Below are 15880 nucleotides of genomic sequence, written 5' to 3'. Positions count from 1 at the left end.
GCCGGGACGAGAGTGGTGCTCAGGCACGGTCCGCAGTCCGGCGGCGTGCCGCGAGCGCACCGGCGGAGAGCAGCACCATCAGGCCGGCACCCCCGGCGAGCATCGGGCCCTGCTGGTCGGCGGGGAGCCGGGTATCACCGGTGGGCACCCCCTCGGGTGCGGAGTGCATGCCTTCCACCGTCTGGGTCGCGAGGGCCAGGTTGCCGTCCTCGGCGGAGCCCCAGGCGTACACGATGGTGTTGGCGCCCTCGGTGACGTTGACGGCGGTCGGGCCGAGCACCGGATCGGTCTCACCCGAGACGGAGACCGCGGCCTCCAGGGAGCCGGCCGCGAGCTCGAGCACCTTCTCCTGGGGGTTCTCGAGCGCCTTGATGGCGACCTCGCCGTTGGCCCACACGTCCACCGCCGGGGCGGCGGCGACGTGACGGACGGTGAGTCGTCCCTGACCCGCCTCCAGCGCGCTGGTGTCGTCGGTGAACGCGGTGACGGTGGGCTCGCCGGCGGCGTCGAGGTGGGCGACGGCGGTGTGGCTCATGCCGCCCTCGAGCTCGACCTCTACCGGGCCGAGCACCGGCTCGGAGGCATCGGCGGCATCCGCGGCGGTGATCGCGATCTCGTAGCCGCCCGCGGGCAGCTCGAGCGGTCCGGCGAGATCACCGGGCGCGAAGTCGTCCAGGGTCAGCTCACCGTCCACGTACACGTCCACGGTCAGGTCGGGGACCCCGTGCAGGACGGAGAGCATCGCATCGTCCTCGGGGGCGGCGGAGGCGGGCAGGGCGAGGCCGAACAGTGCAAGGCCGCAGGTGGCGACGGCGACAGGAAGGGTCTTGCGCATGAGGGTGTCCTCTCAACGGGGCCCGGACGGGCCATGGGTGCGAGCTCGATGCGCTCACACCCCTACTACCTCCGGGGGACCGGAAAGGTTGCAGTCGGCTCGAGATCCGTCAAAGCGCTCCATTCACGGCAACCGGGTTCCCCATCAGACGCCCGCTGAGCATTGCTCTGCCGTCAGGGCATCTGCAGGAGCGACCACTGCGTGCCGTCCCAGCGCAGCACCCCGGAAGTCCGGCTCACCGCGTACAGCGCGGAGCCGTCGGGAGCCCACTGCACGCAATGGGCCGACCCGCGTGCCGGGGGCAGGTTCCTGTGCTGCCCACCGAGCACGTCCCAGACGGTCACGGTGCTGCCGGAATCACCGGACACAGCGACGACGTCCCCGGGGGAGACGCTGAGGCCGTACGGGCGCTCAGCCGCGGGCGAAGGCCCCGGGCGCACGGCACCCGAGGGGTCCACCACCGCCAGTGCAGCGGGTTCGTAGCTGCTGATCACGAGGGAGCCGTCGGACAGGTGAGCCACGCCCAACGGCGACCCTTCCGGCGCCTCGACGGTGCGGAGGAGCTCGACGTCACCGACCGACCAGATCTGCACCGGGCCCGTGGCCCCGGCGACGGCCAGCTCGGTGCCGTCCGGCGAGAAGGACAGCGACGCCGGCATGAGGTCACCGAGGTCGATCACCTCACCGGCCTCGCACGCCCCCTCCCGGAACCGCCACAGGCGCAGTGTTCGCTCGGTGCTGAGCGAGGCCAGGAGAGCCCCGTCGGGGCTGAATGCGAGGTCGACGATCCCGCGGTCCTCGTCCGAGCCGAGGGAGTGCCCGGTGAGAGTCCACTGCAGTGCGCCGTCTCTGCCCAGGATGTCGATCTGGGACCGCCCTGCGGCAGCGAGCATATCGCCGGAGGGGTGGCATGCGAGCGGACCTCGACGATGGTTGCCCGTCACTGTGAGGAGATCGCCCGACGCAGTGTCCCAGATCGCCGTGCCCCAGTCCTCCACGGACAGGGAGTCCGGGGCTGTGTGCTCCAGATTTGCGGCGATGAGCGACGAGTCCGGCGCGAGGACCAGTCCGTTCGGTGAGACGAGCTGGTCAGGGGAGATCTGGAACCCTCCATAGGGGCTCTCGCCCGGGGGTGCTTCCGCAGCGGGGTGACAGGTTCCCTTCGATCCCGTCACGGAGCCCCCCTCAGTGCTCCCGGGTGCGCAGGCCGCGAGGGCTGTGATGCCCACCGCCGAGAGGGCGAGGCCCCGACGCGTCGGCAGCGGCACGGGGCCACGGGAGCCGGCTGAACGACTCGGGTGCGTCATGGTCTCCCCCGGATCTGCTGGAACTGGCCGGCGGGCAACTCACTGCCCTGTTCGTATACCGCGGTGCGGGTATCGACCTCGACGATATCGTTCCGCCTCCACGATGGCCGGGTAGCTCACGGGAGCTCGACCTTGTCGAGGAGGGCGGAGACGTCGTCAGTCTATGGCGGCGGCCGTCATCGACTCGACGGCAGTGACCGATGCTCGCAGGCGGCGCATCAGGTCCGAGAGCACCAGGAGCTCAGCTGCGGCGAAACAGTGAGCGGCGCCGCCCGGCACGCCTGCCGCGACCGGTGGCCGGGGCCAGGGGCTCACGCTCGGGCGGAGCGGCCCCGTCCCCGCTGTCGGTCTCGTGTTCGTCGTCAGGGGCGCCCCCGGGCTCGTCGGTCTCCTCCGGCGCGTCCTCATCCGGCACGTCGTCGTCCTCGATCCACACATCGGTCCAGCCGATGTCGGACTCGTCTCGGGGGCGGTACTCACCACGCGAGGTGAGCTGATCGGCCACGTCCTCGAGCTCGATCTCCTGGGGGGCGCGCACTTCCTCGGCCTTGTGCGGCACCGGGCAGGTCCAGAAGTAGGGGCAGCCGGGGCAGCCGGCCGTCTCGTCATCGGGCGCTGCCTCGCGCTGCATCTGCACGCCGTCCATCTGCTGCAGCATCCGCAGACGGGCCTCATAGGGGTTGATCTCCATGGCCCGCTCAGCGTACTCGCGGCAGCCGGGGCCGCCCTGCACGCGCACGGCGGATCCCTGAGCACCGAGCGGAGCGGTCGCCGACGGTGCGCTGCGTACTACTCTGGCGCGGACCAGCACGGTGGCGGAGGGAGGGGCCGGATGCGCAGCAGGGGGCGAGGTCGGACGCGCAGCGGATCGGCCCGTGTCGTGGCCACGGCGGCTGTAGTACTCGCACTGACGGCTTGCCTGCCGCAGGGCTTCCCGGGCCAACGGCAGCCGTCGGCCGACCCGAGCGCCCCTGTGCAGGACCCGGTCACCGAGCGCTGGTACACGCCCTCGGACCTCGTGGACGGCACCGAGATGATCCACGAGCAGTTCCCGGACCTCGAGGTGCAGTCGGGAAAGTCCATCGCCGGGCGGTTCACCGACCCCCATGACCGGATGCCCATCCCCGCGCAGGACGACTACTGGCGGCAGTCCGTGATCGTCGTCGGGACGGAGACGGTCACCGAGCTGGTCGCTGCAGCCCAGGCAGCCGCAGCTTCGGACGCCGGCGGTGGGGAAGCCGAAGCCGAACCGCTCACCGGGGAGGGGACCCACCCGATGAACAGCCCGGCCGGCACCCGCGCCGACGACGAGGTGATCCGGGGCGTGCTGGTGGCGCCGCTGGAGGAGGAAGCAGGGGAGTGCGGGAGCGACTGGATCCTGCTCGGGGAGTCCTTCACTGCGGATCCCGGCGACACGATCCGCCCCGTGACCTCCGACGGCCTCGTCATCACGATGTCAGCGGTGTGTGAGGGCGGGGACCGCATCGTGGTGGATGCGCGGGAGTTCTGAGAGCCGTTCGCATCGACGACCCAGCATTTCTATCGGCTCTAGAAAATAGGCTGTGGCCGAACGGAATCCGGCGCCGACGGCCCTCCTCGTATCGGGATCTTGGGCTCTGACCAGGCGCGCTCCTCGCCCCTAAAGTGAGCGCCAAGTGATTTCCTGCCATTCGCGGATGGCCCGCACAGTATTTGTGACCCCGCCCGTGATGCGCTCCACGACACCCTTGTCGAGGCGGCCGGGGATCCGAACGCATGCCGACCCCATGGCAGGGGCGGCCCCGAGAAGAGGAACCAGAGGACCACCATGACCGTCGTCGATGCCGAGAGCACCTTCGCCCACTCCTTCAGCCCCGAGAAGATCGGCAGCGTCGAGTTGCGCAACCGCATGATCGTGCCCGCCATGGACTCCGGGATGCTGGAGGAGGACGGCTCGGTGGGGCAGTACGCACTGGACTACTACGGGGCCCGCTCCGACGGCGGGTTCGGCATGGTGATCGTGGAGATCGCCGCCGTGCAGAAGCGTGGCGTGGGCATGCCGCACGAGCCGAACATCTGGGACGACACCGCCCTGCCAGGCCTGTCCAGGCTCGCCGAGCGGATCAACGCCGGCGGCGCGGCCTCCGCGATCCAGTTGCACCACGCCGGTCGCGAAACCGTCTCGGCGATGGCCGGGGAGCAACCCGTCTCGCCCAGCTCTGTGCCCTGCCCGGTGAACCGTGAGACCCCCCGCGAGCTCACCACCGAGGAGGTCTACGAACTGGTCTCCGACTATGGCGACGCTGCGGCCCGCGCGAAGAAGGCCGGCTTCACCATGATCGAGGTGCACGCCGCGCACGGCTACATGGGCGGCCCGTTCCTCTCCCCGCGCTCCAACAAGCGCATCGACGAGTTCGGCGGCGACATCTACGGCCGCACCTACTTCCTGAAGCTGGTGCGCGAGGACATCCGCGCCAAGTGCGGTGAGGACTACCCGGTCATCGTGCGCATCTCCATGACGGAGGACCGCATCGGTGGGCCGGACCAGAACTCCACCCTGATGCAGGCGATGCTGCTGGAGTCCTACGGGTACGACGCCCTGCACGTCTCGGCCGGCTCCTACGGCTCCTGGGACACCATCGTGCCGCCGCCGGACTGGGCGCACGGCTGGAACCTCGACGGTGCCAAGCGCGTGCGCGAGGCCGTGAGTGTCCCGGTGATCGCGGTGGGCCGCATCAATGAGCCGCACCTGGTGGAGATGGCGCTGAAGAACGGGTACGCGGACTTCGTGGCCCTGGGGCGCCCCTCCATCGCCGATCCTGCGTTCCCGGAGAGGATGAAGGCCGGCAAGCTGCTGGACATCGTCCCGTGCATCTCCTGCACCCAACGCTGCATGACCTTCAACGACCCCACCACGCTGGACGAGGGCGACTTCGGCGTCTCCTGCATGTTCAACCCCTTCTCCAACAACCGAGCTGAGATGCGCCCGGTCCCCGCAGAGACCCCAAGGAAGGTGATGATCGTCGGCGCCGGGCCTGCCGGGCTGGAGGCCGCTCATGTTGCCGCCGGCCGGGGTCATGAGGTCACCCTGTACGACGTGGGGGAACGCAACGAGGCAGGCGGACAGCTGCGCATCGCCGCCTTCCCGCCGTTCAAGCAGGAGCTCACCCGGCCCATCCGGCATTGGTTGCACAAGCTCGACCAGACCGGAGTGAAGCAGGAATGGGGCGTCACCGTCACCGAGGAGATGATCCGCGAGGCGAACCCGGACGTGCTGATCATCGCTACCGGCTCCGAGCCGGTAAACCCGCCGATCCCCGGGATCGACGGTGAGAACGTCACCCACGCCGTGGACGTGCTGAAGGGCGAGCCTGTGGCTGGGAAGATCCTGGTGGTGGGCGGCGGAGAGACCGGTGTGGAGACCGCTGAGTACGCAACTGACTACTGCGAGCAGGTGGTGCTGGTGGACATGCTGCCCGCCATCGCCACCGATCTGTACCTGACGGTGCGTGACTCCCTGCTGCGCCGTATGAAGGACCTGCCGATCGACGTGATGACCGAGACCCGGGTCAAGGAGTTCACTGCCGACGGTGCCGTGGTGGAGCGCAACGGCGAGGAGATCCGCATCGAGGGCTGCTCGAAGATCGTGCTGGCCACGGGCGTGCGCACCCGCCGTGTGCTCGAGGGCGCGGAGTCCCTGGTCCCCGCGGTGCACCGCATCGGTGACGCCAAGCAGACTCGCAATGCTGTATCCGCGATCTGGGAGGGCGCCCGCGTGGCCCTCGCGATCTGAGTCCGTGCCCGCGACCGGGGACGCCCGGTCGCGGGCGCTCAGCCGCGCTGCTCGACCAGGGCCCGGTGGATCGCCTCGGCCAGGGAGGCCCCGGTGGGAGCGTCCGCCTGCTCGTGGACGACGAGGGAACGGGCCTCGGCAGCAGCGGTGGCGGTCTCGTGCATGGTGACCACGCGGATGTCGCGGTGGATGCCCAGGTGACCGGCGAGGTCCGACAGAAACGTGCTGGGCAGGGCGATGGCGCTGTACCCGGCCAGGCGCAGGTCACGCACCACCTGGGAGTCCAGCCCCACCGGCACCGGCCGGTAGCCCGTCACTCGGGTGACGGCGTACCCCGCCTGCTGCAGCTGACCGGTCAGAGCCGGGGGAGCGGTGGCGGAGGTGACCAGCAGCAGCGCCTCACCCTGCTGCGACGCGGCAGGCAGGTCGAGCGAGGCGGAGACGTCCAGTGGCGGCAGCGTGCGGCCGGGCTCGATGCCCAGCTCGCGCAGGGCTGTCGTTGTGTCCTCCCCGATAGCGGTGATCACGGTGTCGCGCGGAAGGGCAAGGGTCGGCCGGCCGACGTGGCCCCCGCCGGGCCCGTCCGTGCCGCCGGGCGCACCATCGCCGGAGGCGTCGTCCTGCAGGTCGGCATAGGAGAGCACCAGCTCCACGGCGCGCGGCCCCTCCAGCACCAGCTGCGCGATGCGACCCTCCATCAGGGCGGCCACCGCGTGCTTGGCATCGCTGTCGCGGTTCATCCGCAGCTCCACGAAGGGCGCGTGGTCCACCTCGTGCCCGAGGGCGCGCAGATGATCGACCAGTGACCGTCCCTCACCGGCAGGGCTCGGCACCAGGATCGGCTTGTCGGATGCATCGTTCATGGGGTCCTCCTGTTCGCCACGGTTCGGTCCTGACCATTGTGTCGCCCGTAGGATCGGACCGTCCCCGCCCAGTCACCCACCAGGAGATGAGCCATGAGCACCCCCGCCCAGCGGGTCCACGAGGCGACCCTTGCGCTGCTGAACCTCCTGGAGAGCGGCGAGGAGGCCACCACCGCCGAGGCCATCGAGCTGCGGTGCGAGCTGGCGGAGGCCACCGCCGCGGCCGGGCACCTCGGGGACGCCTTCTACCAGGCCGACGAACTGCTCAAGGACGCCCAGCGCGGGTACCGCCCCGAGGACCCGGCCATCTCTCGGGTGCGGCGCACCGTCGCCGCGGTCGAGGACGTGGCCCGGCAGCAGGAGTAGTCCTGGCCCGGGAGCGGCGGGGACCGGATGAGCTCAGCCCTCGTCGGCATCGCGCCACAGCAGGCGGAACCAGACCTCCGAGCCGTCCTTGAGAGTGTGAACGTCGAAGTGGCCGCGCTCGTCGTCGAGCTGCTTCTGCCCGGTCGATTCCTGCGAGGATGCCCGGAGGATGTCGTACTCGTCCTCGATGCGGAGCACCGAGCAGGGATCGTCCCGGCTCCCGTCCCCGGTCGCGGCGATGCTGTCGACGGAGAGCCGGGAGAGCTTCGCCTCCACCCGGGAGCCCTCCTCGTCGCCGAGAGCGGAGAGCGCCCCTGCGAGATACCCGTGGGCCGAGGGGCTGAGCAGTACCCCCGGGGTCCAGGCGCGGATCGTGTCGACCACCTCCTGGTGCAGTCCCTCCCGCATCAGAGGGGCGAGGGTCCCGCCGATCAGCACCATCGGGTCGTAGCTGGGATGCTGCCTGATCGCGGCCCGGAGCGCCTCGAGCCCGGCTGGGGTGGGATCGAGGGCGTAGGCCCCGAGGAGCTCGAAGGCGTCCATGGTGGTCCTTTCACGTGGGTCAGGCTGATCAGGGATCGGGTCTCGGCTTGCTCAGGGGATCCCGGTGATCGTCATGGGGTCTCGAATGCGTGCCAGTCCCCGGATCCGGACCAGGCGATGACCCCCTGGGACGTGGAGACAGCATAGAGAGTGCCGCCATCCGGCGACCACACCATGGTGCCCACTGAGCCCTGCACGGGCGGGAGCTCAGTGGTCTCGTCGCTCTCCCGGTCCCAGACCACGACGCGGCTGTCACCCCGTGCCGCCACCGCGACGCGCCCGTGGCCGCCTGCGGCCACCCAATAGGGGCCCGAGGCCGCGAGCTCCGGGCCGGTGGTCAGGGCCCCTGCGGAGGAGAAGACGTGGATGGCCTGCTCACCATCGGTGCAGATGATCAGTGTGCCGTCCTCGGCGTGGGCCAGACCGGCCGGGGTGCCGGGAACCCCCTCCACGCTGCCGGTGCGCTCTCCACCGACCGGATCCCAGAGCTCGACCGGCCCACCCTCGCCGCACACCGCGAGGGTGTCGTCGATGGGGGAGATGCTCAGCCCGCGCACCGACGTGAGATCCGTGGCGAGCTCATGAGCGATCTCGCAGGTGTCCTCGCCGACGGTCCACACCATCACGCGCCCGTCGGCACCGAGCACCGCGAGCTGGGAACCGTCCGCGGTGAAGGCCACGTCGCTGACCAGATGCCCGATTCGAGGACCGAAGGGCTCCTCGCCCCCGGTGAGGGCACGCGAGAGCGTCCCGTCTGCCAGCCTCAGTTCGACGGTCGTGGCACCGCCGATCGCGAGCCGTCCTCGGCGATCGGCGGTGACCGCTCCGATGAGGCCGTTGTCGAACCTCTCCAGGATCGATCCGTCCGAGGTGCTCCACACCGTGGTGCCGAAGGTGTCGGACTCACCGAGCATCAGGGCGTCCGAGGTCTGGTTGGCGGCGATCCGGCCGCCGTCGGAGAACAGGGCCAGGCCGTGCACCGACAGGTGCTCTCCCGGCAGAGCCTCGTTCTGCGGTCCCACGTCCTCGTGCTCCGGGGGGCCGGGACGGGACCTCTGCTCCGCCTCCTCCCGCGACAGGCAGCGATCCGGGGAGATCGGGCGGTCGACGTCCCCGGGGCCATCGGCGGTGACCGGCTCCTCGGGCGCGCCGCCGCTGCGGCGGAACGGACCGCATCCGGCGAGCGAGAGCGCCGCGGGCAGAACACTTGCGCCGAGCAGCCGACGCCGGCTGGGGGAAAGGTTCATCGTGTCTCCTCAGGAATCGCGGTGAGCGCTGCGCAGCGGGCTACCGGTCGCGCGCCGGTGCCCGGGCGCCACGAGAACGGCGTCCGCGTCAATCGTGCTCCACTCCAGCAGCATCCATGTACCGGTGCAGATCCTCCATCGTGAGTTCATCGGAGTACTCCGCACCGGCGTTACGGGCGTCCACCTCGACGGACTGGTCCAGGTACGGGGCTCTCTCATCCTTGGGAGTGTCCCAATGTTCCCGCCAGGAGTCGATCTCCTCCCGGGTGAACCCGTGCTCCTCCTCCAGGCGCTCGTAGTCGTCCGCCGTCGAATCCACGAAGGGCAGCCAGTCGAAGGCGCCGGGCTCGGTGTCCTGCACGGCCTCCCACTGACCGGCATGCCGTGCCTCGTGAGCAAGGGTGTGCAGGAGGCGCGGGGTGTGCAGCACATCGCCGTTGATCGAGATCGAGTGCCCGTCCTCGCCGGTGAACTCCCACCAACCGTTGCCGTCGGTCAGGTCGAAGTCGATCGGCACCCCCTCGATCCCGTACCGGGCCAGCTGCTCCTCCAGGATCACCCGGGCCACTGCCTCGCGGTCGTCCTTCTCCAGGGAGCTCCAGAGTGCGGCGACCTCCGGATCCACGGTGCCGTAGTACGCGCTCTGGCCGGGCGCGTTGGTCTTGTCCACCGGATCCCCGTCGGAGGCACCGACGTCCTGGGCAGAAGCTCCTGAGGGACCGGCGGCCGTCTCACCACCCTCCGAGGCGGTGTCCTGCTCCTCCCGGTGCTCGGCCAGCTCGTTCCTGCGCGACTCGATCTGCTGTCCCGCAGATCGCAGCGAGGCGGACGTCGACGCCCAGGCCGTGCGGAATGAGTCCGCATCGGCACCCACCCAGAACTCAGCGCTGCGCGCAACTGTCTCACCGAGCCTGGTGGTCAGGTCCTCCAGGCGCTGTCGGCTGAGGCCGAAGCGATCCACCTGCTCGGTCACCTGCTCGGTGTTCATCCCGAGGAACGTCATGGAAACCCCCTGCTGCCCGGCTCATCCGACCCTGCGGGTGCCCTGTGCCCCGCCCGGTGGAGTCGGAGTCGTCGTCCGAGCCTTGACCCTATACGCCGAGCCCCCGGATGATCATGGGGAGTTCTCCCCCTGCTCAGACCGTCGCGTCGCCACCAGCTGCCGCTGCGCGAGCAGCCACCGGGAGTGCCTCGAACAGGCGGTCCAGCACGTGGTCGGTGTGGGCGGTGGAGAGGAACCAAGCCTCGAAGGCGCTGGGCGGCAGGTGGATCCCCTGCTCCAGCAGCGAGTGGAAGAAGCGGGTGAACGCCTCGGTGTCCTGCGCCTTGGCGTCCTCGTAGGTGCGCACGGGCTGCTCCCGGAAGAACACCGAGAACAGAGTGCCGGTGGACTGCACCACGTGGGGGACACCCGCCTTCGAGAGCGCTGATCCCACTGCCTCCTGCACGGCGAGCGATGCCCGCGAGATGACCTGGTACGCGGCCTCGTCCAGGCCCGCCAGGGTGGCCAGCCCAGCGGCGGTGGCCAGCGGGTTCCCCGACAGGGTGCCTGCCTGGTAGACCGGACCCGCGGGGGCCAGCAGGCCCATCAGCTCGGCCCTTCCGCCGAAGGCGCCCACGGGAAGGCCGCCGCCGATCACCTTGCCGAAGGTCATCAGGTCCGGCTCCCAGCCCTCGCCATCGATGCCGTACTGGCCCTCGCGGCTCGCCCGGAACCCGGTGAGCACCTCGTCGGAGATCAGCAGCGCCCCGGCGGCGTGCGCGGTCTCGGCCAGGAACCGGTTGAAGCCGGTGCCGTCCTGCTCCGGCGGCGGCACCACGCCCATGTTCGCCGGTGCCGCCTCGGTGATGATCGCGGCGATCTCCCCGCCGCGCTGCGCGAACAGCTCGGTCAGCGCCGCCCGGTCTCCGTAGGGCAGCACCACGGTGTCCTTGGCGGTGGCCGCGGTGACCCCGGCAGAGCCGGGCAGGGCGAAGGTGGCGACCCCGCTGCCGGCCTCGGCCAGCAGGGCATCCACATGCCCGTGGTAGCAGCCGGCGAACTTCACCACCACGTCCCTGCCGGTGGCGGCGCGGGCCAGGCGCAGCGCGCTCATGGTGGCTTCAGTGCCGGAGTTGACCAGGCGGATCTGCTCCAGGGGGCGCACCCGCGAGGTGACCTCCTCGGCGAGCAGCACCTCGCCGGGCTGCGGGGCACCGAAGCTGAGGCCCTTCCCGGCGGCCTCCCGCACGGCCTCGACCACCTGCGGGTTCGCGTGGCCCAGGATCATCGGGCCCCAGGAGCCCACCATGTCCACGTACTCACGGCCGTCGGCATCGCGCAGCAGGGCGCCCTCGGCGCTGACGATGAACGGCGGGGTGCCGCCCACGGAGCCGAATGCCCGCACGGGCGAGTTCACGCCCGAGGGGATCACGCTGCGGGCCCGCTCGAACAGCTCGGCGGAGGTGGGGGCGGGGGTGCGGGGATCGGTGGCGTCGGTCATGGGGGTGCCTTTCTCGAGAGGGTTCAGGCGTGCGTGCGGGGGTCGGTCCGAGGCGGACGACGGGGACCGGGGCCGCTCGGATCAGGTCGGCTCAGAGGAACTCGCGCAAGTGGGCGGGCAGGCCGTCCCGGTACCAGCCGGCCACCTCGCTGGCCCAGTAGGTCAGCACAGTGGTGGCGCCGGCACGGCGGAACGCCAGCAGGGACTCCAGGATCACCTTGTCACGGTCGATCCAGCCGTTGGCAGCGGCGGCCTCCACCATCGCGTACTCGCCGGAGACCTGGTAGGCGCCCACGGGGACGGGGGAGGCGGCAGCCACCTCGGCCAGCACGTCGAGGTAGGGCAGGCCGGGCTTGACCATCACCAGGTCCGCTCCCTCGGCCACGTCCAGCTCCAGCTCCCGCAGGGCCTCACGGCCGTTGGCGGGGTCCTGCTGGTAGGTGCGGCGGTCACCGCTGAGGGAGGAGCCCACGGCGTCACGGAACGGGCCGAAGAAGGCAGAGGCGTACTTCGCGGTATAGGCGTACAGGCCCACGTCCACGTGCCCGGCGGCGTCGAGCGCCTCGCGGATCGCGGCGATCTGGCCGTCCATCATTCCCGAGGGGCCCAGCAGGTGGGCGCCGGCCTCGGCCTGGGCGAGGGCCATCTCCCGGTAGCGCCCCAGGGTGGCGTCGTTGTCGACCCGGCCCTCGGCATCGAGCACGCCGCAGTGGCCGTGGTCGGTGAACTCGTCCAGGCACAGATCCGCCATGATCACGGTGGCATCGCCCAGCTCGCGGCGCAGGCGGGCCAGAGCCCGGTTCAGCACCCCGTCCGGATCGGTCGCACCCGAGCCCACGGCGTCCTTGTACTTGGGCACGCCGAACAGCATCAGGCCGCCCACCCCGCGTTCGGTGGCCTCGGTGGCGGCGCGCACCAGGGAGTCCTCGGTGTGCTGGAGGACGCCCGGCATGGAGGAGATCGGCTGGTCCTCGGTGATGCCCTCGCGCACGAACATCGGCAGCACCAGGTCGGCGGGGCGCAGGGTGTGCTCGCGCACCAGGGAGCGCATGGCACCGGTGGTGCGCAGGCGGCGGGGCCGCACGATGGGGACCGGCCCGCCGACGGCGGCATCGGGGGCCTGCTGCCGGGGCGTGCGGGGAGCGGTGGGATCAGAGGTCATGGGGGTCTCCTGGTGAACGCTGTCGGAGGGATCGGAAGGGTCGGACAGGGCGGCGCGGACGGCATCGGCCAGGCCCCGGTCGGTGGGGGTCCGGGCCTGGTGGTGGACGGTGAGCCCGGCGGCGCGGGCCGCCGCGGTGGACGGGTCGCCGATGGTCACCACCCTGGTGGAGGGATGCACGCCCTGCTCCGCCAGGATCCGCGCGATCATCGAGCTGGTCAGCACCACCACCCGGTACACCCCCGTGCGCAGGTCGTGCGCGACCTGCGGGGGCAGCGGGAGGGGGTGGGGCGTGTAGGCGGTCACCCGGGTGAGCGCGTAGCCGTTGGCCGCAAGGCCGTCCGGGACGGTGCTGGCCGCTGCCGCGGAGGCCGGGAACAGCACCCGGGCGCCGGTATCGGGGGCTGGCGGGAACTGCTCCACCAGGGCCTGCCCGGAGCCGCCGGCCACCCGGTCCGGCTCGCGACCGCAGGCGCGCAGGGCGCTCGCCGTGCCCTCGCCCACCACGGTCACGGTCACCGAGGCCGGGATCCGCAGCACTCCGGGCTGGTGCTCGGCGGAGCCTGTCTCCTGGAGCATGGGCCCGGCATCGGCGGCGTCCGTGCCCTCGGGCAGGGGGCTGGGGACGGCCGCGAGCGCTTCGACCGCGCGCGGGCTGGTGAGGACCAGGTGCTCCCACTGGCCTGCGGCCAGCGCAGTGACGGCCTCGCGCATCGGTGCGTCGTGGTGCAGGCGAAGCTCCACCACGGGGTGCTGCTCGACGTGCAGTCCCTGCTCCCGCAGCAGCCGCGCGAGCTCGCCGCCGCGGCCCTCAGGTCGCGGCAGCAGCACCCACGCCGCGCCCCGGGACGGGGCAGCGGCCGACGGCGGCAAGGATGCGGTCACCGGCATCAGACCTGATCCGGTGCCGCAGAGGCCGCATCCAGCAGGTCCCGGGCGCCCTGGTCCAGCAGCTCGGCGGCCAGTGCCTCACCGAGCCGGGCGGCGGAGTGCGCGTCGGATGCACCGGCGCGCTCGGGCGCAGAGGTGCCGTCGGGGTCCACGCAGCGGGAGCCCTCGATCACCTTTGCGCCGTCGGGGGAGATCGCCAGGGCCCGCAGCTGCAGCGCCTGCCCCTCACCGGTGGCATGGGCCGCCACCGGGGCGCTGCAACCGGCCTCGAGGGCTCGCAGCAGGGCGCGCTCAGCGGTCACCGCGGCCCGCGTGGGCGCGTGGTCGTAGGCGGCCAGGGCCTCGGCGAGCCACCCGCCGGCCTGCCAGTCCTCGGTGCGGCACTCGATCGCGAGCGCCCCCTGGGCGGGTGCCGGCAGCATCACCTGCACGTCCAGCAGATCGGAGATCTCCGCGGCGCGGTCCGCCCGGTGCAGACCGGAGGCGGCCAGCACCACGGCGTCCAGATCCGCCTCGGACCCCAGGGCGCGGTTGATGCGGGTGTCGATGTTCCCGCGGATCGAGACCACCTCCAGGTCCGGGCGGGCCCGCAGCAGCTGTGCGGCGCGGCGCGGCGATCCGGTGCCCACGCGTGCCCCCGCCGGGAGCTGGGCGAGCGTGAGGCCGTCGCGGGCCACCAGGGCATCGCGCGGATCCTGCCGAGCGGGGATGCAGGCCATGGTGATGCCATCGGCCGGGGTGGTGGGCAGGTCCTTGCAGGAATGGACCACCGCGTCCACCTCGCCGTCCAGCAGGGCCTGCCGTACGGCGGTGACGAACACGCCCGTGCCGCCGATCTGGGTCAGCGGCCGGCGGTCCACATCGCCCGTGGTGCGCACGTGCACCAGCTCCACCGCCCGGCCGGTGCCGGCCACCAGGGCCCGCCCGGCCTGACCGGACTGGGCCAGGGCCAGGGCGGAGGCGCGGGTGCCCAGACGCAGCGGGGCCGGATCGGGGTGCGCCGTCATGAGGCGTCAGCCCCGGCGGTGCCTGCCCCGGAGGTGCCTGCCCCGGAGGTGCCTGCCCCGGCCGCCTGCTCCTGCTCGCGAGCGGCCCGGGCGCGCTGCACGTCCCGCGCGGAGTCCACGCCGCTGGTGGTGGGTCGGCACATCCGGCCCACGCAGCAGTTGGCGCCGCAGACGTCCGGCGTGGGCCCGAAGTCCGTGACCTCCTGCCGGGGGAAGGCAGGATCCAGGCGCTCCTGCACCAGATCCGCAAGGGCCTTGATGAACCGCGGATCGGTGCCGGAGGTGGCCACCCGCACGAAGGCCAGGCCGTGCTCCTGGGCGGTCTCCTTCGCCTCGGTGTCCAGGTCCCAGACCACCTCGACGTGGTCGGTGACGAAGCCGATCGGCACCACCACCACCGCATCGGCCGACTGCTGCTCGGCGATCTCCTCGATCACGTCGTTGACGTCCGGCTCCAGCCACGGGATGTGCGGTGCGCCGGAGCGGGACTGGTACACCAGGCGCCACGACGGCAGCTGCGGCAGGGCGTCGTCCACCCGGTCCATCACGTAGCGGCAGGCCGCGAGGTGCTGGGCCACGTACCAGCCGCTGGAGCCCTCCACGCGGGTCTCCTCCGGACCGGAGGCCTCCGCCATCGACAGCGGCACCGAATGGGTGGAGAACAGCACCGCGATGCGGTCCACGTCGTGGCCGGCATCGCCGAGCGAGCGCAGCGCCTGCTCGAGGCCGTCGGCCACCGGGTCCAGGAAGCCGGGATGGTTGAAGTACACGCGCACCTTGTCGATGGTGACCTCGTCCGCGAGGCCCGTCTCCTCGAGCACCATCGCGAAGTCCTCGCGGTACTGACGGCACGAGGAGTAGCTCGAGTACGCGCTGGTGACCAGGCCCAGGGCATGGCGGTGACCATCGGCGTGCAGGGCCGTGACCGCATCGGCGTTGTAGGGCTCCCAGTTGCGGTTGCCGAAGTACACGGGCATGTCGATGCCGCGGGCGGCCAGCTCCACCTGAAGGGAGGCGATCATCGCGCGGTTCTGCTCGGTGATGGGGCTGCGGCCGCCGAGGGCCCGGTAGTGGCCGGCGACCTCCTCGAGCCGCTCATCGGGGATGCCGCGCCCGCGGGTGACGTTGCGCAGGAACGGGATCACGTCCTCCTGGCCGTCAGGGCCGCCGAAGGAGGAGAACAGGATCGAGTCGAACGCGCGCTGCTCACCGCGGCGGGTGTGGGTCTCGCTGTCGTGGTCCACCTCGCGCGGCAGGGGCAGCTCGTCGGCAATCTCGGTGACAGCGGCGGTGGTGGTCTCAAGACCGGCTGCGGTCTCAGGGGGAATGGTCACGGGGATCCTTCCAGAATGGGTCAGGCCGGGGCCCGACGGGGGAGGCCCGGTGGCAGAGCGTCGCCACCGG

14 protein-coding genes and 1 pseudogene are annotated in these 15880 nt (G+C 71.5%); 3 read left to right on the top strand and 12 right to left on the bottom strand.

Annotated features, from left to right (window positions below; all coding sequences use genetic code 11):
* Nucleotides 1-19 precede the first annotated feature (19 nt).
* The 3 genes from M3B01_RS07875 to M3B01_RS07865 all read right to left on the bottom strand — a co-directional run bounded on the left by M3B01_RS07875 (nt 20) and on the right by M3B01_RS07865 (nt 2881).
* A complete protein-coding gene (locus tag M3B01_RS07875) occupies nt 20-835 on the bottom strand; it encodes a DUF4397 domain-containing protein (protein ID WP_259790891.1) in 816 nt (271 codons plus the stop codon).
* A 173-nt stretch (nt 836-1008) separates the two neighbouring features.
* The gene (locus M3B01_RS07870; protein WP_259790889.1) at nt 1009-1728 is read right to left on the bottom strand and encodes a WD40 repeat domain-containing protein; all 720 of its coding nucleotides are present in this window, start codon (nt 1726-1728) and stop codon (nt 1009-1011) included.
* 655 nt (nt 1729-2383) lie between these two features.
* The gene (locus M3B01_RS07865; protein ID WP_259790888.1) at nt 2384-2881 is read right to left on the bottom strand and encodes a hypothetical protein; all 498 of its coding nucleotides are present in this window, start codon (nt 2879-2881) and stop codon (nt 2384-2386) included.
* Between the two features lie 141 nt (nt 2882-3022).
* On the opposite strand from M3B01_RS07865, the gene M3B01_RS07860 reads away from it, so the two are divergent.
* Both M3B01_RS07860 and M3B01_RS07855 read left to right on the top strand, forming a co-directional pair.
* Nucleotides 3023-3652: a hypothetical protein gene (locus M3B01_RS07860; RefSeq protein ID WP_259790885.1), complete on the top strand. Its 630-nt coding sequence runs from the start codon at nt 3023-3025 to the stop codon at nt 3650-3652.
* A 297-nt stretch (nt 3653-3949) separates the two neighbouring features.
* A complete protein-coding gene (locus M3B01_RS07855) occupies nt 3950-5914 on the top strand; it encodes an NAD(P)/FAD-dependent oxidoreductase (RefSeq protein ID WP_259790883.1) in 1965 nt (654 codons plus the stop codon).
* A gap of 38 nt (nt 5915-5952) precedes the next feature.
* Here the strand turns inward: M3B01_RS07855 and M3B01_RS07850 are convergent, their stop codons facing one another.
* Nucleotides 5953-6777, bottom strand: a complete 825-nt coding sequence (locus tag M3B01_RS07850; RefSeq protein WP_259790881.1) for a uroporphyrinogen-III synthase — start codon at nt 6775-6777, stop codon at nt 5953-5955.
* Nucleotides 6778-6870: 93 nt separating this feature from the next.
* On the opposite strand from M3B01_RS07850, the gene M3B01_RS07845 reads away from it, so the two are divergent.
* Nucleotides 6871-7143: a hypothetical protein gene (locus M3B01_RS07845; RefSeq protein ID WP_259790879.1), complete on the top strand. Its 273-nt coding sequence runs from the start codon at nt 6871-6873 to the stop codon at nt 7141-7143.
* 33 nt (nt 7144-7176) lie between these two features.
* On the opposite strand, the gene M3B01_RS07840 is transcribed toward M3B01_RS07845, so the two are convergent.
* The 8 genes and pseudogenes from M3B01_RS07840 to M3B01_RS07805 all read right to left on the bottom strand — a co-directional run bounded on the left by M3B01_RS07840 (nt 7177) and on the right by M3B01_RS07805 (nt 15810).
* The gene (locus tag M3B01_RS07840; RefSeq protein WP_259790878.1) at nt 7177-7686 is read right to left on the bottom strand and encodes a DUF4919 domain-containing protein; all 510 of its coding nucleotides are present in this window, start codon (nt 7684-7686) and stop codon (nt 7177-7179) included.
* A 71-nt stretch (nt 7687-7757) separates the two neighbouring features.
* On the bottom strand, nt 7758-8933 hold the full coding sequence (locus M3B01_RS07835) for a WD40 repeat domain-containing protein (RefSeq protein WP_259790875.1): 1176 nt from the start codon (nt 8931-8933) through the stop codon (nt 7758-7760).
* Nucleotides 8934-9021: 88 nt separating this feature from the next.
* A complete protein-coding gene (locus tag M3B01_RS07830) occupies nt 9022-9936 on the bottom strand; it encodes a hypothetical protein (RefSeq protein ID WP_259790873.1) in 915 nt (304 codons plus the stop codon).
* Nucleotides 9937-10069: 133 nt separating this feature from the next.
* Nucleotides 10070-11416, bottom strand: coding sequence for a glutamate-1-semialdehyde 2,1-aminomutase (gene hemL / locus M3B01_RS07825; RefSeq protein WP_259790872.1), 1347 nt, complete (start codon nt 11414-11416; stop codon nt 10070-10072).
* A gap of 91 nt (nt 11417-11507) precedes the next feature.
* Nucleotides 11508-12503 carry a porphobilinogen synthase gene (hemB, locus tag M3B01_RS07820; protein WP_396123349.1) on the bottom strand — a complete coding sequence of 332 codons (996 nt, stop codon included), beginning with the start codon at nt 12501-12503 and terminating at the stop codon, nt 11508-11510.
* A gap of 153 nt (nt 12504-12656) precedes the next feature.
* Nucleotides 12657-13469, bottom strand: a pseudogene (locus tag M3B01_RS07815) (uroporphyrinogen-III synthase); the annotation flags it as partial.
* Nucleotides 13469-14476 (bottom strand): hydroxymethylbilane synthase, encoded by a 1008-nt coding sequence (gene hemC, locus M3B01_RS07810; RefSeq protein ID WP_259790870.1) that lies wholly within the window; start codon nt 14474-14476, stop codon nt 13469-13471. The gene hemC and the pseudogene M3B01_RS07815, both read right to left, overlap by 1 nt.
* A complete protein-coding gene (locus M3B01_RS07805) occupies nt 14473-15810 on the bottom strand; it encodes a ferrochelatase (protein WP_396123348.1) in 1338 nt (445 codons plus the stop codon). Before M3B01_RS07805 ends, hemC begins: the two co-directional genes overlap by 4 nt.
* Between the last annotated feature and the right edge of the window lie 70 nt (nt 15811-15880).

Origin of the sequence: Brachybacterium sp. p3-SID957 (assembly GCF_025144775.1) — a bacterium.
In the GTDB taxonomy this organism is placed as follows: domain Bacteria; phylum Actinomycetota; class Actinomycetes; order Actinomycetales; family Dermabacteraceae; genus Brachybacterium; species Brachybacterium epidermidis.
Note: the sequence above shows the minus strand (reverse complement) of the source record. Positions and strands in the feature narration are given on the sequence as shown.